The sequence below is a fragment of the Pseudomonas sp. MS15a(2019) genome (assembly GCF_013277805.1).
Lineage (GTDB): Bacteria > Pseudomonadota > Gammaproteobacteria > Pseudomonadales > Pseudomonadaceae > Chryseomonas > Chryseomonas benzopyrenica.
Genome location: NZ_VBTN01000015.1, coordinates 120453 through 141803 on the forward strand (window position 1 = coordinate 120453; position 21351 = coordinate 141803).

A 21351-nucleotide genomic window follows, 5' to 3' on the forward strand; every position below is an offset into this window, starting at 1 on the left:
CCATGCTGTACGGCAAATTCAAAAACACCTATCGCGGGACCATGTCGGAGAACGCCTTTCTTCGCAAGATTATCGTCGCTCTGATCCTGGTGGAGGTACTGACCGTCATCGGTTGGCTGCGCAAAAGTACCGTCGTTGACATGCAGCCGCCGACGCTTGCTGAGCGTGCCTGGGTCGATCAAGACCGCGCATCGGATAGCTACGTCAGCGCTTGGGCACTCTACATTGCCGATCGACTTGGCAACGTTAATCCAAAGTCTGCCGAGATCATTAAGGCGACGCTCGAGCCATTACTTGCCAACGATATTTATCAGGACGTGCTTAACAAGATTGATAGCCAGGTTCGCCAGATTCGCCAAGATCGGGTGACGCTGGAGTTTGAGCCGCGCCAAGTCCTGCAAGATAAGCAGGATGCGACCAAGTACTTCATCGTGGGCAAGTCCAAGATGACCGGCCCGAGCGGCCAGCCTAAGCAACTCGATATGACTTATGAGATTGAGTTGAAGATCAAAAATTATAAGCCGGTCATTGCCTACCTCTCTGTGTATGAAGGTGCGCCGCGTACCGAAGAAGTTAGAAACCGCGAGGCTAAGGCCGCAGACACTCGCAAGCGTTTGGAGCAGCAGCGCAATGAAAACTAATATCCAAACCCTCACGCTGATCGGCGTCGCGCTGTTTTCTTCAGCATCGATCGCCAACGCTCGTGAGCTCAACATCCCGCAAACCCCTGTGGCCGAGTCGCGCACTCAGGAAATCCCCGCGGTGCCCGGCCGTGATGTCGACCCTGCCGACTACGGCCTGCAGGAAGCTGACGAGCAGGTGGCGCGCCAGGCTCTGGCTGAGCAGCAGCAGAAGACGCTACCGAGCGCCGCGGCCGCGCAGCCTGCTGTTGCGCCCGCTGCACCCGCATCCACTCCAACGGTGGCCTCCAGTACCGAGCAGAAGCAGGACCAGGTCAAGGCAGCGCCCGCGAAGGCGTCTACCGACCTGGTTCATGTCGCCGGTGGCGGCCGTGATCTTCCCGCGGTCCCGGCCTCGGTCGCCAAAACCTCTGGCGCGCCCGAGGCCGCCGCGCCGCCGGTGAGCTCGCGCCAGGATGTGGTGGTGCAGCCAGGCGTCAACACGATCATCCCTGCGGCGCTGTATCACCTGAACCGCATCGTCACGCCGTTCGAAAATCCGATTGTCCAGACCACTTCTCAGGCAACCATTAAGCAAAAGGGCAACGTGATCTACGTGTCGACCGGTAGCGAGAGCCCGGTGACGATGTACATCACCCCCAAGGACGACGAATCGGTGGCCATCAGCTTGACGCTCGCGCCTCGCAGGGTGCCGCCCATCGAGGCCAATCTGATCATCGGCCAGGTGCCTGGGAGCACCAGTGCGTCCAGCGCCGGTGGCTTCGGTTACGGATCGCGCTACAGCGGGCAGGCCAAGAAGTGGGAGGAGGGCCAGCCCTACATGGAGACCATCAAAGGCATCATGCGCGCCCTAGCCCTGGGCGGTATCCCTAAGGGCTATTCGATGGCCAAGCTGCAGAGCGGCGAGAAGCTTCCCGCCTGCTATCAGCAGGGCCTGAACTTCGACTTCAGCCGGGCCCAGGTGATCATGGGCCACAACTTCCGCGTCCTGGTGGGCGTCGCCCAGAACAACGGCCGCGCGCCGATCATGTTTGATGAGACCAGCTGCACCCATCCCTCGCTGGCGGCTGCCGCCGCCTGGCCGCGCAACATGCTCGAGGCCGGTGAAAAGACCGAGGTTTACATCGTCACCCGTGTGGGCGAGGCGCCGGCGGAAGATTCGTCCCGCCCGAGCCTGCTGAACTGAGGAAGGCACCATGATCAAGCAAACATGGGCCAACCTGAGCCCGCAGAAAAAGAAGTGGACCGTCATCGGTGTGGCGATTGGAGGCGTGCTGTTGTTCGTCTGGGGCCTGAGCAGCCTGGGTGGCGAGGGACCGCGCAAGACCAACGCCAAGCCGACGATCACCAACGTACTGACTGACGCGGATCCGCGTGGTGTCGGGTTGGATTCGCTCAACGCCGAGCAGCGGGCGCAGAGCAAGGAGCTCAACGACCTCAAGCTGACGTTGAAGAACCTCATGAATGGGACCCAGGCCCAGCAAGCGACCGCTGCGGGCCTCAAAGAGATTCAGGGGCAAATAGGGGACCTGACGGCAAAGCTTGAGGCAACGCAGGCTGCTCAGCAGAAGGCCGAGCAGGACAACCGCGACCTCAGCAAGCAGCTGCAGGAAGCGCAGTCCAAGGCACCGACGCCTGACAAGGCCGCCGAGCTGGAGCGCAAGGCTGCGCAGCAGCAGACGCAGGCGCAGGAGCGCCAGCGGTATGACCGTACGCTGATGGACCCGAACCGCAACCAGGGCAATTTCTTCGCCAACGCTCCGGCGCCGGAAAAGGAGCCTGAGAAGCCGGGCGCAGCGCCCAAGAAGGAAGAGCCGCCGAAGATCATGTCCTACGGGGATGAGGCACCTGCTGAAGATCCCGATGCCGACGCCAAGGAAGAGGACGTCTACCTGCCGGCCGGCGCCATCCTTTCCGGCGCGATCATCACTGGTATCGACGCGCCCACCGGTAACGGAGCACGGAAAGATCCTTTCCCTGTCCTGCTGCGGGTGAAGAAGGAGGCCGTACTGCCGAACCGCTTCCGCGCAGACGTCCGCGAGTGCTTCCTCATTGCCAGCGCATTCGGCGACCTTTCTTCGGAGCGCGCCTACATGCGGGCCGAGACGATCTCCTGCGTACGTGACGACGGCGGGATCATCGAAAGCGGTATGGACGCCTATGCCTCTGGCGAGGACGGCAAGGCCGGGGTGCGTGGGCGCCTGGTCTCCAAGCAGGGCGCCATCTTGGCTCGCTCGCTGATGGCCGGCTTCATGCAGGGCGTCTCGGACGCATTCAGCGTGCGCCAGGTGCCGAGCATCAGCATCGCCAGCAGCGGCAGCGGTACGAATGGCCGGACGGTATCGCCCGTTTATGAGCAGGCGTTCAACTCCCAGGCCATGCAGGGCGCCATGATCGGCGGTACCGGCAAAGCCCTCGAGCGCATCGCGGACTTTTACCTGGAGATGGCCGAGAACCTCTACCCGGTCATCGAAGTGGACGCTGCCCGGGAGATCGACTTCGTCGTCAAAAAGGGTGTGCAGCTCAAGCTGAAAACGCTGAGCAAGAACAAAACCTGAAGCCAGCGGGAGCGCCCAGCTCCCTTCTATTGAACGCCCTGGAAGGGGGTGAATTACCCCCTTCCAACATCCCTCGCTACGGATACTCAACCTCATGAAAACGAACCTGCGTAAGGCCCTGGGCCTTGCCGCTGCGGCGGCGCTCACCTCGATGATCAGCGGCTGCTCCATGTTGCAGATCGGCTCGTCCGACTACGGCTGTAAGGGCATGCCCGACGGCGTGACCTGTATGTCGGCGCGTGACGTGTACCAACTGACCGAAAACGAGAACTTCCGGCAGATCGTCGACGAGAAGAATGCGCAGAAGGCCGAGGCCGAAAAGCACGGCGGCCACGCCCCGGCGCCGGCGGTGCAGCCGGAAGTAGCGGCCGGCGAGCGCTACGTCGTGCCTCGCCCGGCGCGTGATCCGGTGCCGATCCGCAGCCAGGCCACCGTCATGCGGGTCTGGGTCGCGCCCTGGGAGTCGCAAGCCGGCGACCTGAACGTACCTGGCTTCATTTACACCGAGATCGAACCGCGCCGTTGGGAAGTCGGTACGCCCTCCCTGCGGCCGACGCCTTCGCTGCGTCCGCTTGAATCCCACAAAAAGGCGATCCCCGCCTCGTAACCCCCCCAGCCCTCGTAAGGAGACACAACATGCGCCTGAGCAATCCGGCTAAACCCTTGAGCAACCCGGCCCACCGCGCGCGTCGTCAACGCGACCTGGTGAAGTTCGGCGTCGCCCTGCTGCTCGTCGTGGGCGCATCCAGCGCCATGGCAGGCACCGGCGGTACCGACTTCGACGCCGTCTGGACCACGATCAGTGACTGGATGCAGGGCACCCTCGGCCGCGTGGTCGCCGGCGCCATGGTGCTGGTGGGCATCGTTGGCGGCGTCGTGCGTCAGTCGATCATGGCGTTCGCCACCGGTATCGGCGGCGGGGTCGGCCTGTACAACACCCCGAAGATCATCGAATCGATCATGTCGGCAACCCTGCCGGCCGCCAATGACATGGTGACCAGCGCAGCGCCGCTGCTGCAGATCAACTAGGGAGCCGCCCAGGGCTCACCCCTCTGATAGCCGGCGCATGCCGGCTTTCAGGTATCTGAAACTTGCTCGGGAACCGGCCTGTGAACTGGAAGATTTCGAAGGGACTCGTCGCGCTGCTGTTCGCAGGCCTCGCGCACTACACCAACCAGGTCCAAGCTGCTGAATGCACCGAGTCCAATGCGGTGCTGACGCCTGATTCCCGGGCGGTTTTTGCCGGTGCGCAGATCAAGCTCACCTACAGCGCCACGCGCAACAGCTGCACCTCGGCTGGAAGCTACAGCGTCCCGATCCTGATCGGCGCCGGCACGGGCCAGGAAGCAGGCAAGTGCGGCGGCGTCCGTACCAAGGAGGCCGCCAGCTGCAGTGGTACCGTTACGGCTCCAGCCGGCTTCACCGGCCCGTTGGTGCTTACCGTTGGCGATACGCTCACCGAGGTGATCGTTCAGGCCGCGATCGCGCAGCCGACTGCTCGCGACATCGAAATCTCGGTGGCCGAAGACCAGCCCGCGATCGTGCCGCTCACGTTGGGCGGGGAGGGCGTCACTGCAGAGCAGTTCGAAGTGCTCGATACGCCCGATAGCGCCATTGGCCAGGTCAAGGTTGAGGGCAGCACCCTGACCTTCACCCAGGTGCCCGGGTGGAGCGGCATCGTTGCCTTGCAGTACCGCGGCCGTGATCAGCACGGCACCTACTCCAATACGGCCACCATCCGCATCATCACCACGGGGCGAAACGATCCGCCGGTGGTTATCGCGCAGCCCGTCATCATGACGGAAGACGCGCAAATGACGTTTGAGCCAACGGTGCAGGATCCCGACGCGGTGGACATCTACCGCCTGGTGATCGAAGCACAAGGCAAGGGCGTTGCTGGCGAGGTGCTCGCTGACGGGCACCGCATCAAGCTGACCCCCAAGCCAGACTTCTACGGCCAGGACGTCTTGCGCATCAGCGCTGTGGACGCCGCAGGCGCCAAGAGCGCCATGGTCGAGATCCCAATCACGGTCCAGGGCGTCAACGATGCCCCCGTCGCCCAGCCCATCAGCATCGTGACGGACGAGGACACACCGGGGCGCGCCAAGATCGTCTTCACCGATCCGGATGGCGATGGTCCCTACCAATTTGTCGTGAGCGGCCAGCCGGGCGCGTCGATCGGTGGCTGCGGCCTGGACGGCGACTCCGTGGTCTTCACGCCTGCGCCTGACTGGGACGGCAAGACCACGTGTCAGGTGGCCGTCATCGACGCTGGCAGTGCGGCCTCAGCGCCCGTACCAGTGAGCATCACCGTCACGCCGGTAGCAGACAAGCCAGTGGTCGAGAGCAAGACGGTCACCCTCAACCAGGGCGCTACCAGCAGCTTCACCCTCCAGGTTTCCGACGTAGACGCCAACGACACGGCGACGCTGCGCGCAGTATCTGCGGCAGATCCCGCCTTCGGCAGCGTCAGCTTCACGGGAACGACGGCGAAGGTCTCGCTCAACACCACCTTCGTCGGTACCCGCGAGATTCGCTACGTGGCCAAGGACTCCTTTGGCCTGGACTCGGATGAGGGCGTGATCCTGGTGCGGGTATTACCCGTTGCCCAGGCGCCTGTGGTCGATGCCGCATCTGCCAAGACGGCCATGGAGACGCCGGTCACTGTCGAGTTGACCGCTACCGACCCGAACCACGACGCGCCGCTGACCTTTGCAATTCAGCAGCCTGTCGCTGCGGCAGCAGGAACCGTCAGCCTTGCCGGCAACCTGCTGACGTTCAAGCCAGCGACCGGCTACTTGGGCACCGCCAGCGCCAAGGTCACGGCGGCGGATCCAGGTGGCCTGGTGTCCGCTGCACAGACCATCGCCTTCGAGGTCGTCGGTGACCAGGTCATCGGGACCGATCCAGACAATCCGGACAGCCACACCGTGGTGATCGTCCAGCAACCGGATCCGAGCGTCGGGAAAATCACCACTGAAGGCCTGCGCGTTCGCTTCGTGCCGGTCGACGGCTATGTCGGTACCGCCACCTTCAAGTACAAGCTGCGCGATGCCGCCGGCGCCGAATCGGCTATCAAGGACGGCGCGATCCAGGTCGACAAGACCAACTACGCCCCCAGCGCGGCGAACGCAGCGCTGGTTGCCAACGAGGGCCAGGCCTCCGCGCCCGTCACACCCGAGGTGGTCGATAAAAACCTCTACGACGCGGGCAAACACACCTTCGCGGTGCCCATTCAGGAGATGCGTGGTACCGCTGAGGTGGTGAACAACCAGCTCGTCTACCATGCCCCCTTTGGCTCGAAGGGCACCACCAGCTTCAAATTCATCGCCCGAGATCCTGCCGGTGCCGAGGTCGTGGGGACCGCAACGGTTACCGTCCGCGGTCGTAACGTCGGCCCTACGCGAGTTGGCCTGAGCCTGGTAACAGAAGAGGGCGTCGAGGTATCCGGTACCCCCACGGTGGTCGATCCCAATCCAGGCGATACCTTCACCTTCGCCGTACCGGCCACTTCCGCGGGCGGGACGGTGAAGGTCCTGAATGGCCAGGTCGTCTACATGCCCAAGCCCGGTTGGACCGGGACCGAGAGCTTCCCCATCACCGCGACGGATGCCGGCGGGGAGTCTGGCAAAGGCACCGTGACGGTCGTCGTCAAGCCGCGCAACCTGGCGCCTGAGAGCCTGTCGGGGAGCATCGTGGTGCGTGAGGGTACGGCGAGCGCGCCTTACTACCCGCGCATCGTCGACCGCAACGTGGCTGATGCCGGCCGGCATACGCTCCGGCTCGTGCAGCAGGCCGCCAACGGCGGCTTGGCCATCGTCGAGAACCGGCTCGTCTACACGCCGGCGGCCAGCTTCGTGGGTACGGATTCTGCCGTCATCGAGGCGACCGATCCTGGCGGCCTAACTGTGCAGGGCACCATTGCGCTGCAGGTCGATCGCTTCAATCTGGCGCCGGTCGCAGCAACCCTGCGCATCAGGACGGTCGAGAACGCCGCCTCCGCCGCGACCCTGCCAAAGGTCACCGATGGCAATGCCTGGGATTCCTTCACCTATGAGGTGGTGGAACAGCCTAAGTCGGGAACCGTGGTGGCCACGGCCGCCGGCTACGTGTATACGCCCAACCCGCATTTCGTCGGTAACGACCTGTTCCGGTTCCGGGTGGTGGATAAGGGCGGCGAGTACGTCGAAGCGATGGCTACCGTGGCCGTTGCTCAGCTCAACACCGCGCCGACCGGCCTCACCCCCTCCGTCGTCTATTTCTACGAGGGCGTCGGTGGAAGCCAGCGACTTGTCGCGATCGACGACAACACCTGGGGCTCTCACACCTTCTCCGTGGCCACTCAGCCGGAGCACGGCTACGTGTGGTTCACCGGCGATGAACTCCATTTCAGCACCGACGGCCGCACCGCAACCACTGTCTCTGTCACGGTGACCGATCAGGACGGCGCTGCGGCGACCTTCCCTGTGCGGCTGGCGCCGAGATCCCTCGACGACCCCTTCGACAAGCTGCCGGTCAAGGAGCTGTCCCCAAGCGCATTCAGCACGCCGGCGATCACCAAGGAGTTCACTCACCTGGATGGGCGCCCTGGGCTTGTGATCACAGATCAGCAAGCGCTCTCTGAGCTGGGTACCGACATCATTGCCATGGTCGAGCGCAAGTCGGAGGTTGGCCTGCGCGTCGGCCGCCGGCCGCTGGAGCGCGGCCAGGGTGCGCGCCTGGCAATGGACCGGGTCATGAATGGCTCGCTTGGTGCGGCCGTCGCTGCGCTGCAAAGTGGCGCCGCCGGCCATGGCCGCATCCTGTTGGCGCGTGCCGATTTGACCGGTACCGTCTATGCCGTCCCGTTCGAGGTATGGAAGCTCACGGGGGAGCTCAAGGCGACCCCGTCGACGATCGGCCTGGGACTGGAGTCGGCCCGGATCCAGTTCTCCGCCTCCAACTCGGTGTGCACCAACACCGTCAGGGAAGTCTCGGCGCGCGACAGCAACCCCTACGACAAACCGGTGTGTCTGCTGCAGTTCACCAAGCCGATGCCCGAAGCCAAGGATCTGTCCAGCGACGGTCTGCTGATGCAGCAGGGTTTCGCCGCGGAGGCGGGTACCTATTCCGTCGAAGCAGCTGCCTACATCGTCGACGACAAGGGCGAGAAGAGCCTGCTGGCGACCTATCCCACCCAGGTGAACGTCGTGCCCATGGCGGGCGCCGTGAAGATGACGTCGAAGTACCCGATGGATACCGTCTATGCCCAGGTCCAGGACCTGGACATCGAGTTCGTCCAGAGCGCAGGACCGACGTGCGACCTGACGGTAATCGAGCGCCGGGCAATCACGTCCGCGGCCTCCTATACGACCCGGCCGACTTGCCTGGTCGAATGGACCGAAATCCCGCCAGGCCTTGCCATACGGGAGAACTGGGAAAAGCCAGTGCTGCGCGGCGCGGCGACGATGCTCGGAAGCAACCGGATCGCCTGGAAGCTTTCGTCGTTCACGCCCAGCGGCAAAAAGATCGATCTTGGTACCGACCAGTTCGTCTTCACCGCGAAGCAGCCGACGGCCCCCGTGGTGACGTACAAGGGGGCGCAGCAGCTCGGCGATACTCTCCTGGCGGCGCCTATCAGTGGTGGATACGCCGGCGATGCGACCGTGACCGCGGTTAGCGCGCGGCTGAAGCTTACGCACAACCTGAACCAGGGCGACTCGATCACCGAGGACATCAACCCGGTCAATGGTGACGTCAGCACCCAGTTGCGCAGGATCTACGCCGCGCCGTTTTCGACGCTGTGGCAGCGCCGGCCGCTCGCGGTGGATGTGGCCTATACCGCTCTGCCCAACATCGCTACCCACTCCGATCTCACGGTGCTGTCCGTTCCGGACGCGAACATCATGCCAGTGATCGACAACGAGAACGGCAAGATCCTCTCGACCGATGCGTTGGAAGTTGGCGTGACGATGGGCGATGCCTACGACAGCCAGGTCCCGTACGACAGCGCGACCATGGGCGAGTGGGAGATTCGCCTGGTGCAGCGGCCGGATTGGAACACCGTTGAGGAGATCGCCGGTTGGGTCCGCGCCGACGGGGCTGGCCACGCGGCCTTCGAGGTCCCGGTGGAGAAGCTCGCCGGCAAGAACCTGCGCGTGTATGCCGAAGCACGGGTGGTGTCGCCGGAGCCCGCCTACCAGGAGACCCGCACCTCGCCGCGTCCCTTGAGCATCGTCATCCTCAACGGTGCGGCGCTCGACGGTAGCGTCCGGGCGCTACGCCTCACCGGCGAGGCGCCCATGCGCGTCACGCTCTTCGCTGAGGTGAACAACCGGTCTTGGGCGCGGGACCTGGGCAACGTGCGCTGGGAGATGTCCACCAACGGTGGCGAGTGGCAGACCGTGAGCAATCCGAGCAATGCCCCGCAACGGCTGGCGACGACCCTGCAGAAGGGCAGCTACATGATCAGGGCCGAGCTCACCAACAAGAACAGCGGCGCCAAATCGATGACCCAGGCCATCGAGATCAACGCCTTCAACATCCCCAAGGGATACCTCGCCGGCCCGGGCAACACCTTCGTCGACGCTCAGGCCACCTTCCAGCTCAAGCAGTCGGAAAAGGGCGACGTCATGGATCTGTCCAACATCGAGGCGCAGTGGAGCCTGGATAAGGGGATGACCTGGTTTGCCGGCAATGACAGCTACTCGGTCACCCGTAGCGCCGAGGAGCGCGTTTATGTCTTCTCGCGCGTCCGGTACAAGGACGCGCCTGCAGACGATCCGCTGGCGTGGAAGCTGTTGCGCGGCGGCGTTGCGTTCCGGAAGGTGAAGCCGCCACGCGTGCAGCTGGTCGGTAGCCGCCGGCCGGAAGTGGGCAAGGAGTCGACCTGGGTTGCCCGGCTCGTCATGCCGTACACCAACATGGATCTGAAGGCCTCCGGCGAGTTCATCATGCCGGATGGAACATCGATCGTTCCCGGTACCACGGCGGCGTTCACACCGACCGAAGAGGACGTGACTGACAAGCCGACCTACATCACCTACCGAGCCTGGATCGAGGGCTATCGGGACAAAGGCGGTGAGGGGCTGACGCAGCAGCGACTGACCTACTGGGAGTACGAGTGGCCGAAATGGGAGTTGCAGCCTAGCCTGAGCGCCGCCTATGTCCCGGCCACGCTCACCCTGCGGATGAGGAACCTCGGCCAGTTCAAGGCGCTGGAGAACGTCAAATACGACTGGGAGCTGCCTAAGGTTGACGGCTACACCGTGGCCAACGACACGAACGAGACGCTGCGCATCCTGGAGATGAGCAAGGCCGCAGCCTATCCGTTCAAGGTGCACGTCTCTGATGGCCGCGGCAACTACTCGACGGTCGAGCGTACCGTGACCTTGCTGGATCCACCGCCGTGGACGGTGTCGCTCCGGTGGACGGGCGATAACAACGCGACCCGGGCTCCCCTGAAGGTCCTGGTCATGCCCTCGATCTCGGGCGGCCATCCCAAGGACAAGGTGCTGTCCATGCGCTACACCCTGGGCGGCAAGCAGCTCGACACCAATGGCTCCCGGTATGCGCGAGCAACGTTGGAGAGTGAGGGCGAGTACCAGATCGCTCTGCAGATTGAGACCCAGATGCAGAAGACCGCGGAGAGCGAAGTCGTCATCGATGTGAAGGAAAACCAACCGCCCAAATGCGAGCTCGACGTGAAGGAAAGCTCGTCGTCCTGGCGCGCCAACGCGAACTGCAAGGACCCTGATGGCCGAATCTCTCGGCACCACTGGTTCGTCAACGACGAGAAGCAGGGCCTGAGCGGGTCGGTGATCACCATCTCGAAGCGCACCTACCCGCAGGCGCCGCACATCGTGCTGACCGCTACTGACGACGCCGGTGCGGATTCCGAGCCGGTGGAGTGGTAAGGCTGAGGTACTCATCCGAAGCAGCGAGCTGAGAAGATTCACGCCCACGTAGGGCGTGAATTGGGCACTTGGCCACAGTGCTCATCGATAGCCTGAAAGCATCTGAAATGGAGGTGCTTCCATGCTGCGAAAGATTCTTTCGCTCGCCGTAATCTTCGCGAGCGTCACCGGTGCCGGCCATGTGGTCGCCGAAACAGCGACTACGCCGTTGCCCATCAACGGCATGGTTGCAGCGGTGAAAAACGATAAGTTGGCGTTCGTCAGTGACAACGGTCGTTTTGTCTTCCGCGGTACGCTCTACGACACCTGGAGCCAGAAAGAGATCACCTCCCTGGCGGACGCAGACCGCGCGTTCAGCTACATCGACCTCGCCAAGCTTCGCTTCCAGGTGGACGACCTGGCGCCGTTCACCTACGGCACCGGGCCGAAGGAAGTGGTGATCTTCACCGATCCACAGTGCCCGTCCTGTCACCAGCTCGTGCAGGACCTCAAGAAGGTTGAGGGCTACACCTTCAAGATCCTCGAACTGTCCGCTATGGGCCCCGAAAGCGGCAAGATCGTGCGAAGCCTGCACTGTGCCAAGGACAAGGCCGAGGCGCTCGCGGTCGCTCTGGGCGAAACCAAGCCACGTGTGGTCGACCAGATCGGTGATGACTGCGACACCTCGGCAATCGGTAAGCGAATCATCAGCGCCCAAATGTTCGGCGTTAAGGGCGTGCCGTTCATGATCCGGAATGACGGCCTTGTCCGGCATGGATACGAGAAGGGCAGCCTGCAGTCCTGGCTGGCGGGGGCAAACTGATGACCAGCTATGTACAGGGCAACTTTCCGCTCGGCCAATTGCTGAGCGTTACGTCCTTCGACGAACAGAGCAAGCTGTTCATCCTCGATGACAATCAGATCGCCTTCTCCTTTCTGTGCCGCCCTTTGTCGGGTAGCGATGGAAAAGAGGGCGAGCAGCTCAAGTCGGTTTTGAAGCAAGCTTGGCCGGCGAACTCAAGCATCAACTTCTGCCTATTCGCCTCGCAAAATATCAACAACCCGATTAACGCGATGCTTCGCCTGCGAAGCAATACGGATGAGGGTGTTATCAAACAGGCGATCAATAACCGATCGAGCTATCTGTTCAAGGGCACTCTCGATCCAATCGACGACTATTCCGGTATCAAGGTTCGTGATGTGCATTGCATCATCACTGTCGTCATGTCAATCGCCAATGTCGAGCCGACTGAACAGGAAACCCAAGTAGCGAGTGAAATTCGCTCACAGTTCGACTCGGTTTTTAAATCGATTGGATTTGCCCCGATTGCGTTGGGGCGCAACCTATACCTGGAAGTAATGGCATCTATCCTGAATCAAGGGGAAGAAGCCTCTTGGCGGGATCGCAATGAGATTGAGGCGGATGACGACAAGCCTTTAAAGGTCCAAGTGCTCGATTACGATCGGACGCTCATCCCCAAGAAGGATCATCTGCAGATCGGCGATACGCTCGTCAAATGTCTATCGGTGAAAAAATTCCCCCGGCGTACCCTCCAAGGCGCCGCGGGTTGGTATCTCGGAGATCTGCTGACTGGGGCCTCGGGTATCCGCGAAAACTGCCTTATCAGCTTCACGATCTATTTCCCAGAGCAGCAGGGTTTCAAGGACAAGCTCGGTGCTAAGCGCCAATGGGTGAACAACCAGGCATACGGTCCGTTGCTGAAATTCGTGCCAAAGCTGGGCGCGAAGAAGCAGGGTATGGATGCGCTGTTCAAAGAGCTGGACGAGGGCGAGTCGGCTGTCCGTTGCAACATGACAATGGTGGTCTTTGCATCCAGTCGCGAGCGGCTCATTCGCGCCGCGGCCGAAGCTCGAAACTACATGAGTATTCGGCAATTTACGTTCATGGAGGATCGATATTTCGTATTGCCGATCTTCCTGAACGCACTTCCATTCGGTGCAGACCTTAAAGCGATTGAAGAGCTTTACCGCTTCAAGTCGATGGCCATCACGCAAGCACTGCCGCTAGTTCCCATTTACGCCGACTGGAAAGGAACCGGGACTTATACGATGCAGTTCGTTTCTCGAAACGGACAGTTGATGTCGTATTGTCTATTCGACTCGGACACGAATTACAATGCGACTGTTGCCGCGCAATCAGGTAGTGGTAAGTCATTCCTGACGAACTACCTGATTACCGCTTACCGCTCTATCGGTGCACAAGTCTGGGTAATTGACGTCGGTCGCTCTTACCTGAAACTGGCCAAGGCATTCGATGGGGATTTCGTTGAATTTACGCAAGACTCCCAGATTTGCCTAAATCCCTTCGAGCTGGTGCAGGATTATTCCGAGGAGGAAGACGTCCTGATCGGACTGCTCAGCGCAATGGCCGCGCCTACCGCTCCGCTCTTAGACCTGCAGATTGCAGGGCTCCGTAAGCACACCCACGATGTATTCGAAGCCTTGGGCGGCGAGATGGTGGTTGACGATGTCGAAAAGTCGCTGCTGAGTGACGAAGATCCGCGAGTCCAGGACATCGGCAAGCAGCTGTACCCGTTCACCCGGGCGGGGATGTATGGAAAGTTCTTCAACGGCAAGAACAACGTCGATTTCAAGAACCCCTTCACCGTCCTGGAGCTTGAGGAGCTGAAAGGTCGGAAGCACCTGCAGCAAGTCGTTCTTCTGCAGCTCATCTATCAGATCCAGCAGGCCATGTTCCTTGGTAGTCGCGATCAGAAAAAAATCGTGATTATCGACGAGGCCTGGTCGCTGCTCACCGAGGGCGACGTCGCCAAGTTCATCGAGCACGGCTATCGCCGGTTCCGGAAATACAACGGTTCGGCCATCACGATCACCCAGTCCGTGAACGACCTGTACGCCAACCCCACTGGCCGGGCGATCGTCGAGAACTCCGCGCACCAATTCTTGCTCGGTCAGAAGGCCTCGGCGATTGACCTGATTCAGCAGGAAAAGCGCCTTTCGCTCACCGAGGGTGGATTCAAGCTGCTCAAGTCGGTGCACACGGTTCGCGGCCAGTACTCGGAGATCTTCTTCTCCACCGAAACCGGGTCCGGCATCGGTCGGTTGACGGTCGATAACTTTTCGAAGCTGCTTTACAGCACGTTCCCCAAGGACGTGGAAGACATCGGGCGATACACCAACCAAGGCGTTGGTACCGCAGATGCCATTCACAAGGTCATGGCTGATCGGGGGCTGGCGGCATGAACCAGACCCTCTCGACGGTCGTGATCTCTGCGCTCGTCTCGGTGGCGGTGGTCACTGGCTACGCCTGGCTTTTCAAAACTGACGAATTCGGCACCCAGATCGCAATCGTTGATTACGACGCTGCCACCCGAAACGTCGATGTGCGTGACCCGCAAGCGGTCGATGCGGCCATGGCAGCGCTACGCGCCTCGGCGAACAAGCTCGCTGCCAATGGCTTCGTCACCATCGATAAGCGCGCGGTGGTCAGCTATCCCGCAGAGCTTGAGGTGCCGGCGAGCGCGCCGGGAGCTGCGAAGCAAGCTGAGGGGGCCGAGTGAACCGCCATCTCAGGTTTCTGCTGAAGGCCCTTCCATTTAGCTTGCTGGCCGCCGGCGCGGCCTGGTACGCGACGTCGCGCTACGAGATTGGGATCGATCCGCAGAAGAACACGTGCCTGGACTGGCGGGTGTTCCTGATCGACCGTTATGACCAGGACGTTGAGCGTGATGCCATCTATGCGTTTCGCTCAACCCAGATGGAGCCGTTCTTCCGCAATGGCACCAAGGTCATCAAGTACGTCCGTGGCGTGCCGGGTGACCGAGTCATCGTGACCCCCGAGCGGGTAACCATCAACGGCGAGGCCCAGGGCCAAGGCGTGCTGCTGGCCAAACGGCTCGGAAAGCCTGCAAGTCGTTACCGTCGTGACGAGATCGTACCAGCGGACCATCTCTGGTTCATGGGCACCTCCCTGGACAGCTTTGACTCTCGCTACTGGGGCTACGTCAGCAAGGTCGACGTGCTCGGCCGGGCGTACCCGATATGGTGAGCCTGCGCGCGGTAATCGGTGTCGTTGCGCTGTTGTTCGCCACACTCTCGGCCGCCGACAGCGCCGTTGACCAGGAGCAGGCGGCGCTGGAGCACTTCGCCGCCGATCTCAAGGAAATGCAGGTCAGCACTCAGCAGCAGGTCGACTTCACGCTGCGTAACGAGGACTTCAGCTACCTGAAGCAAAGCCAGCCGCTGGCAAGCCCTCTCGAAGCGCCCAAGCCGCCGGTAGACACCCGGAAGGTCGTCTACCAGATCCTGGTGTCGTGGTCCCTGGGCGAGGCAGAGATCAAGCAGCTGCTGCAAAGCTATGACGGTGACGAGTCGGTAGAGCTCGTATTCCGCGGTGTGCCCGAAGACATGCCGTTTGCCCTGGCGCTCGCCAAGCTGCAGCGCCTGTCGCTCGAAACCAAGACCAAAACGTCGGTGCTGATCAATCCGGTGGTGTTCGAAGAGGCCGGCGTCGACCAGGTGCCGGCGATTCGCAAGTTGGTTGATCAGAAGTCGGTTTACCTGGCGAAGGGCACCACCTCCACCGCGAGCGCGGACGAGGCCTTTGCCCGTCGCAAAGAGCCAGTGCTGTCGCTGGGTCCTCTGGTCGAGATCGCCGAACGTGACCTCATCGAGGTGATGAAAGAGCGGCTGGCTAAAGTCGACATGGAAAAGATGAAAACGCGCGCCCTGAACACCTTCTGGGACAAGCAGACGTTCGCCGAGCTGCCACGCGCCACCCGGCATCGAGTGCGCGCTCTGGATCCCACGGTGCTGGTGCCGGCGGACATGACCGCGGCAGATGGCACGGTGATCCACAAGGCGGGCGATCGGATCAATCCGCTCGACATGCGTCCCTTCACCCAACGCCTGGTGATCATCGACCCGCTCGACCCGCAGCAGGTCGCCCTGGCCAAGAAACAGGTTGCGGATTACGGCGCCAAGCAAAACGTCGTAGTGATCGTTTCGCGCGTGGCGCGGGAGCAAGGCTGGGATGGCTTTGCCGCCCTGCAGAACGAGATCGACGACGCCGCCTATGTCCTGCGCGATGACGTGCGCAGCCGCTTCGCCATCGACTTCGTGCCGTCTGTTGTGACGGCCGATCGCCATAGCTTCTACATCGAGGAGTTTGCGCCGTGATCGAGCTTGCCTTGCAGAAAATCCATCATCAGAACGGCGCGGTTCTTGGGCACGAGGTCCTGGCCCGCAAGACCACCGTCCAGGGCGTCCAGGGGCCCGGCGTCTTCATGGCCGGCGCGACCGATGAGGACTGGGAACGCCTGGACGCGGAGGTGATCGGCCTGGTACTGGCGCGGGCGCACGAGCTGCCTGCCAGAGGCATCCTGTTCATCAATCTGAGCCCGGCATCCCTGCTCAACCTGCTGCACCTGAGCCGCCTCTGCCAATTGGTCAGCGGCCTTTCACTGTCTGTGTGCTTCGAGATCCCCGAGCTTTCTCCTCTCCAGGGCGTCGACCTGGAGGAGCGGCTGGTGATGATCCGTCGGCACGGGATCGCGGTGGCCATCGATGACTACGGCCAGGACAGCGCCGACTCGGCCCGTCTCAAACGGCACGCCTGGGACTTCTGCAAGATCGATCTGCCGGCACTGGCCCGCAGTATCAACTTGGACTGGGTCATTGATGCGCGTGACCACTGCACCCGCTGCGGTACGGGGCTGATCCTCGAGAAAGTCGAGCAGGAGCACCTCCTGTGCGAGGTGCTCCTGCCCCTCACCGGCGCCGCCCGTCAGGGCTTCGGGCTGTCGATGCCCTTCCTCCTTCCTGCTGCTGCGCTCGCCGCCTCCTGACTCAAGGCCTTTGACCTATGTTGATTCGCTATGCAGCGGCTCTGATCCTGTTAATGGCCGTGTTCGGCTACAACGGCGCGCGGGCGGCCGAAGGGTCCACGCCAACAGCGTCTTGCCCGAACGCCGAGCTGTTCAGCGGCAAACTGTTCACCGACATCTGCTGGGCGTGCCTCTTCCCGATTCGTATCGCCGGCATTTCCATCACGCCAGGCGATGCGCCGCGGGGGGCATCGAAGAAAAGTCTCTGCATGTGCGAGGACAACCTCGGGATTTGGAAGCCGGGGATCGTGAACTCCATGTGGGAACCGGCGCGTTTGATCGAGGTGGTGCGCAAGCCGGGCTGCCTGCCGGCGCTTGGCGGCGTGACGCTCGCTATCGGGGACAAGCGACTGTGGGGAACCCACGCCGACGCCACTACCGGCAACCAGGTGAGCCACGAGCGGATGTCGTTCTACAACGTCCACTACTACGCTTTTCCGCTGCTCTCGATCCTCGAGATGTACATGCCCAAGCGCTGCTCGCCAGATGGCTACGCCGACTTCGACATCATCCAGCTTTCCGAGATCGACCCGACCTGGACCAACGACGAACTGGCGTTCTTCGTCAATCCGGAAGCCGCTGCTGTCGCTAACCCGATTGCCCAGGCAGCGTGCACGGCAGATGCCGCGGTGGGTGTGGTCGGTAAGGAGCCGCTGACCTCCCTCTGGTGGTGCGCTGGGACCTGGGGGGAGATCTACCCCATGGCCGGCACCACGCTGCCGAACGACTTCGGCCGGACCACCTCGCTACTCGCTGCCCGGACGCTGGCCACCCAGCACCGGCGCGGCCTGGCGCACCTTACGATGGGCGATGACACCCTCTGCCGGGGATCCATCTTCCCGACCATTCCCAAGTCGCAATACAAGATGTCGATGTTTTTCCCGCGCGCAGAGACGAAGAAGGGGCATTACATCGGCGCAAGCCCCCTGACGTGGCAAGGCGGCGAAGGGCGCGCCATTCCCCAGGTCGGCGAAGACGCGCTGTACATGATGTTCCGTTGGAACGACTGCTGTAACACCCTGTGAGGCACCCGATGCGCAATCCAATCTTTGCCCGGGTGGTCGCCGCTATCACCCTCTTCTTCTACGCCTATGCGTGCCCTGTCATGGCCTGGGCCGACAGCGTGACTGCCTCAGCCGCGACCGGCACTGCAACTGCAAAGGAGGCGCTGAACGCCTGGTCGCCCCCGTCCGCCAGCTCAACGGAGATCACCTTTGGCTCGGACGCGGCGAAGCAGTCGATCAGTATCTCGGAGCTGTTTCCCGGGGTGACCGACTCTTCCAACACCAGCGCGCTCAGCAACATCTACGGCGATGACAAGGCGACGATGGCGGCTGGCAGCGATGCCAACCTGCGGCTGACCTCGGAGGAGTCCTCTAGCGGTGAGGCCTATCGCCTGCTGCGCGGTAATGTCTCCCAGACGCGCCCCGATCTGACCAATGATCCCTTGTGGAACAACACCGACAAGGTCATCGACAACCAGGCGCTCTTCAACAAGGAGTTCTCGGACTGCAAGCAGAACACGGAGTACACCAAGGGCACTGCCACGAAGCACGTAAGCGAGCTCAAGCAGTGCGAGCGGGTAACCGACAAGTCGGGTAGCTACACGCTCAAGCACGAGTACCTGGCAGGGGTCGTCCGGTATTACGACGGTCCAGCGAACGTCCAATCCTGCGGTGAAGGCTGCGTCGATATCTGGCTGGGCCAGGTCGGCAACGACTATTGGCGCGGCAACTGCACCATCTTCGAAAACGAGATGAAGTTCGAGGTCATCAAGCCCGAAGCGATCCAGAGCGCGCAACTGGTCTATGCGAAGTGGGACGACTACATGCAGGTGCTCGTCGGTGGGACCAAGGTGTGGTCCGGGCCGAACGAGAATTTCCCGCCGGAGACCGATGGGGCATGCGAGCTCGATACGTCTTGGGAGACCAACCCCGACGTCAACATGACCTCAATCGTCAAAAAGGGTGGCGTCATCCCCTTCAAGATCCGCGCCTCAGTTACCGGCCGCGGTGAGGCCTACGCTAAGCTCCGCATTCTCTATGACCCGCAGGAGGTCATCAGCAACGACAACTGGTACCCGCCGGAGGCTGCCGAGGCCGTGACGGCGGTGAACGACGGCGCCTGCCAGGGCAAGTTCGTTTGCAACAAAATGCCTGACGTGGACGAGAACGGTTGCGCGGTCATCAACGGCACGCGGGTATGTGAAAGCAGCTTCAAGAACAAGTCCCCAGCATCCGGAATATCGCCGCTGTGCCAGGAGGTATCGGTCGACGCGCAGTGCAATTTCTACAAAGGCGACATGCAGTGCTACACCGACGCCCAGGGCAACGAGCAGTGTCCCACCAATAGCGATAAGACCTGCGCTGTCTCTCACGACATGCGCGTGGTTGAGGTACCCGTATCAGCTCGGTTTGCGGTAGAGGATGCCCCGGGCGCCGGTGAGACCAATCGGGTCGAGGTCGACTTCCTGGCCGGTACCTACCGAAATACCTCCAGCAACCTACGAAGCGACGGCTACGTGGACCAGGCCTCACTGGACGTGATGTGCAAGAAAGGCGCGGACGGCAAGCGGCTTCCGCAACGCTTCGCCGTTTCGAGCACTGCGATCTGGACGGGGCACAAGTTTGCCCCCAACACCTTGACCGAGGACTCGCTAAATATCGTTCAGATGCCGACGTGCGACAACGGCCTGAAGATGGTCGTCGACGTGAAGGACACCGGCAAAGGCACGCCTGGCGCGTTCTATGCTCATGAGCTCAAGCTGAAGAACGTGCGCATCGATGGTGAGTCATTCGGTCCCCAGTACTGCATCGATTCGGCGAACAAAATCCAGAACGGCCAATGCTCAGAGGGCGGCAGTGTCACAGTTACCCGGGGCGTGGCCAGCGGGTGCTTGAACCTGAAGGGGGTTACGGTTTGCCCGGGCGATGACATGTACAACGCCATGAAGCCGTCCCCGATCAAGGGTGTCGATAAGCTCTTTCAAAACGTCAAGGTGCAGGGGTGCGTGACCGGCGGACTCAACCTGGACACCTGTACCAAGTTCGAGGCTGACAAGCAGTGCGGCTTCATCTCTCGCCAGTGCGTGGACGGCGCCGAGGGCGAGTCGGGCAAATGCTACGTCACGGAGGAAACCTGGGACTGTGGCCATGAGGTTGAGGTCCCGACGTCGACCTCAAACACCAGCTATCAGTGCGATGGACCTGTTCGGTGCCTAGGCACCGAGTGCTTCAGCCCGACGGACGAGAAATCCACTGACTTCGGTTACGCCGCGGCGGCGCTGCAGATCGCTCAGTTCGCGGAGCATGACCTGGACTGCGGGGAGAACCCCACCGACACCTCGACCGATCACAACTGCAAGGTCTGGAAAGGGGAGCCCATGGAGTGCAAAAAGGCGGTCGGCGGATGGGTCGATTGCTGTGAGGCGCCAGACGGCATCTCGCTCATGGACTACGTATCGCTGACCATGAATACCATCAGCTTGACCGAGAAGATCGGGATAATCGAGAGGGCGCCAACCGCTGAGGCCGCATGGACGTTCGGCAAGGAATTGGCGAATGGTAGTAGCCTTACATCAGCGTGGAATACGGCATCCGGGGTGAACGAAGGCGCAACTACCATCAGCCAGATGATTGGCTTGGATTTCCTAAAGCAAAAGATGATGAACTACGCGGCCGAGTGGACAGCCAACACCTTCGGTACTGCCGCCGCGAATACGATCTTTGCCAGCGGAACAGCTGCTCAGGGATCAAGCTCTGTTCCCTACGCTTCAACTAACGCCACCACCGGTGCAGTTAGCACCGCGCCGAACGCCACGTTTGCTGCCGGATTCGCGTCCGCTCTTTCGGTAATCATGATTGCCTACACGATTTACACCATCGCGAACATCATGGTGCAGATAATCTGGGAGTGTGAGCAGAAGGAGTTTGAGCTTGCGGCAAAAAAGGAAACTAAGGTCTGTCACTTCCTTGGAAGCTACTGTGCCTCCAAGTCTCCTATGGGCTGTATCGAAAAGCGCGAATCGTACTGCTGCTTCAACTCGCCGCTTGGCCGGATCATCCAAGAGCAGGCGCGTCCGCAGTTGGGGCGAACCTGGGGCGACGCTGAAAACCCTTCTTGTGAAGGGATATCCGTCGGCGATCTAGCGAAGCTGGATTGGAGCAAGATCGACATTTCGGAATGGATAGGGATCTTGCAGATCACCAACAACTATCCGACTGCAGACAAGATCAATCTCGACAATCTCACTGGTAGCGGATCCGCGCTGAACTTTCCCGGCGCTAATCGGAAAGATGTTCTCACTCGAAACAACGAGATCATGGAGAATGTGGACGTCACGTTCCCTGACTCCCGAAACGCTACGGAGAAGAACCTGCGCGGGACGTTCACCGACAAGTAGCAACAAAAA

Annotated in this window: 14 protein-coding genes; all 14 read left to right on the forward strand. The window is 61.6% G+C overall.

All coding sequences use genetic code 11. From position 1 onward, the window contains the following. The first annotated feature begins 2 nt into the window (after positions 1 to 2). The 14 genes from FEZ61_RS21925 to traN all read left to right on the forward strand — a co-directional run bounded on the left by FEZ61_RS21925 (position 3) and on the right by traN (position 21342). Positions 3 to 641 carry a TraE/TraK family type IV conjugative transfer system protein gene (locus FEZ61_RS21925; RefSeq protein ID WP_064306967.1) on the forward strand — a complete coding sequence of 213 codons (639 nt, stop codon included), beginning with the start codon at positions 3 to 5 and terminating at the stop codon, positions 639 to 641. Next, positions 631 to 1827: a type-F conjugative transfer system secretin TraK gene (locus tag FEZ61_RS21930; protein ID WP_064306968.1), complete on the forward strand. Its 1197-nt coding sequence runs from the start codon at positions 631 to 633 to the stop codon at positions 1825 to 1827. Before FEZ61_RS21925 ends, FEZ61_RS21930 begins: the two co-directional genes overlap by 11 nt. 10 nt (positions 1828 to 1837) lie before the next feature. Further along, positions 1838 to 3199, forward strand: a complete 1362-nt coding sequence (locus FEZ61_RS21935; RefSeq protein ID WP_064306969.1) for a TrbI/VirB10 family protein — start codon at positions 1838 to 1840, stop codon at positions 3197 to 3199. A gap of 94 nt (positions 3200 to 3293) precedes the next feature. Continuing rightward, positions 3294 to 3806, forward strand: coding sequence for a type IV conjugative transfer system lipoprotein TraV (gene traV, locus FEZ61_RS21940; RefSeq protein WP_064306970.1), 513 nt, complete (start codon positions 3294 to 3296; stop codon positions 3804 to 3806). Positions 3807 to 3835: 29 nt separating this feature from the next. Then, positions 3836 to 4228 (forward strand): TraA family conjugative transfer protein, encoded by a 393-nt coding sequence (gene traA, locus FEZ61_RS21945; protein ID WP_064306971.1) that lies wholly within the window; start codon positions 3836 to 3838, stop codon positions 4226 to 4228. A gap of 80 nt (positions 4229 to 4308) precedes the next feature. After that, complete coding sequence (locus FEZ61_RS21950; RefSeq protein WP_156522270.1) at positions 4309 to 11094, forward strand: Ig-like domain-containing protein; 6786 nt, start codon at positions 4309 to 4311, stop codon at positions 11092 to 11094. A 121-nt stretch (positions 11095 to 11215) separates the two neighbouring features. After that, positions 11216 to 11896, forward strand: a complete 681-nt coding sequence (locus FEZ61_RS21955) for a DsbC family protein (protein WP_064306972.1) — start codon at positions 11216 to 11218, stop codon at positions 11894 to 11896. Next, positions 11896 to 14298, forward strand: coding sequence for a type IV secretion system protein TraC (gene traC, locus FEZ61_RS21960; protein WP_064306973.1), 2403 nt, complete (start codon positions 11896 to 11898; stop codon positions 14296 to 14298). The genes FEZ61_RS21955 and traC overlap by 1 nt, the downstream gene beginning before the upstream one ends. Continuing rightward, a complete protein-coding gene (locus tag FEZ61_RS21965; RefSeq protein ID WP_064306974.1) occupies positions 14295 to 14615 on the forward strand; it encodes a hypothetical protein in 321 nt (106 codons plus the stop codon). The genes traC and FEZ61_RS21965 overlap by 4 nt, the downstream gene beginning before the upstream one ends. Then, on the forward strand, positions 14612 to 15103 hold the full coding sequence (lepB, locus tag FEZ61_RS21970; RefSeq protein WP_064306975.1) for a signal peptidase I: 492 nt from the start codon (positions 14612 to 14614) through the stop codon (positions 15101 to 15103). The genes FEZ61_RS21965 and lepB overlap by 4 nt, the downstream gene beginning before the upstream one ends. After that, positions 15097 to 16233, forward strand: coding sequence for a TrbC family F-type conjugative pilus assembly protein (locus FEZ61_RS21975; RefSeq protein WP_064306976.1), 1137 nt, complete (start codon positions 15097 to 15099; stop codon positions 16231 to 16233). Before lepB ends, FEZ61_RS21975 begins: the two co-directional genes overlap by 7 nt. Next, a complete protein-coding gene (locus FEZ61_RS21980; RefSeq protein ID WP_064306977.1) occupies positions 16230 to 16901 on the forward strand; it encodes an EAL domain-containing protein in 672 nt (223 codons plus the stop codon). Before FEZ61_RS21975 ends, FEZ61_RS21980 begins: the two co-directional genes overlap by 4 nt. 53 nt (positions 16902 to 16954) lie before the next feature. After that, positions 16955 to 17965, forward strand: coding sequence for a TraU family protein (locus FEZ61_RS21985; protein WP_064307045.1), 1011 nt, complete (start codon positions 16955 to 16957; stop codon positions 17963 to 17965). A gap of 8 nt (positions 17966 to 17973) precedes the next feature. Beyond that, on the forward strand, positions 17974 to 21342 hold the full coding sequence (traN, locus tag FEZ61_RS21990; protein WP_064306978.1) for a conjugal transfer protein TraN: 3369 nt from the start codon (positions 17974 to 17976) through the stop codon (positions 21340 to 21342). Positions 21343 to 21351 lie beyond the last annotated feature (9 nt).

Coding starts and splice junctions, on each gene's coding strand:
- FEZ61_RS21925 (WP_064306967.1), top strand. CDS start 3: ATGCTGTACGGCAAATTCAAAAACACCTATCGCGGGACCATGTCGGAG.
- FEZ61_RS21930 (WP_064306968.1), top strand. CDS start 631: ATGAAAACTAATATCCAAACCCTCACGCTGATCGGCGTCGCGCTGTTT.
- FEZ61_RS21935 (WP_064306969.1), top strand. CDS start 1,838: ATGATCAAGCAAACATGGGCCAACCTGAGCCCGCAGAAAAAGAAGTGG.
- traV (WP_064306970.1), top strand. CDS start 3,294: ATGAAAACGAACCTGCGTAAGGCCCTGGGCCTTGCCGCTGCGGCGGCG.
- traA (WP_064306971.1), top strand. CDS start 3,836: ATGCGCCTGAGCAATCCGGCTAAACCCTTGAGCAACCCGGCCCACCGC.
- FEZ61_RS21955 (WP_064306972.1), top strand. CDS start 11,216: ATGCTGCGAAAGATTCTTTCGCTCGCCGTAATCTTCGCGAGCGTCACC.
- traC (WP_064306973.1), top strand. CDS start 11,896: ATGACCAGCTATGTACAGGGCAACTTTCCGCTCGGCCAATTGCTGAGC.
- FEZ61_RS21965 (WP_064306974.1), top strand. CDS start 14,295: ATGAACCAGACCCTCTCGACGGTCGTGATCTCTGCGCTCGTCTCGGTG.
- FEZ61_RS21975 (WP_064306976.1), top strand. CDS start 15,097: ATGGTGAGCCTGCGCGCGGTAATCGGTGTCGTTGCGCTGTTGTTCGCC.
- FEZ61_RS21985 (WP_064307045.1), top strand. CDS start 16,955: ATGGCCGTGTTCGGCTACAACGGCGCGCGGGCGGCCGAAGGGTCCACG.
- traN (WP_064306978.1), top strand. CDS start 17,974: ATGCGCAATCCAATCTTTGCCCGGGTGGTCGCCGCTATCACCCTCTTC.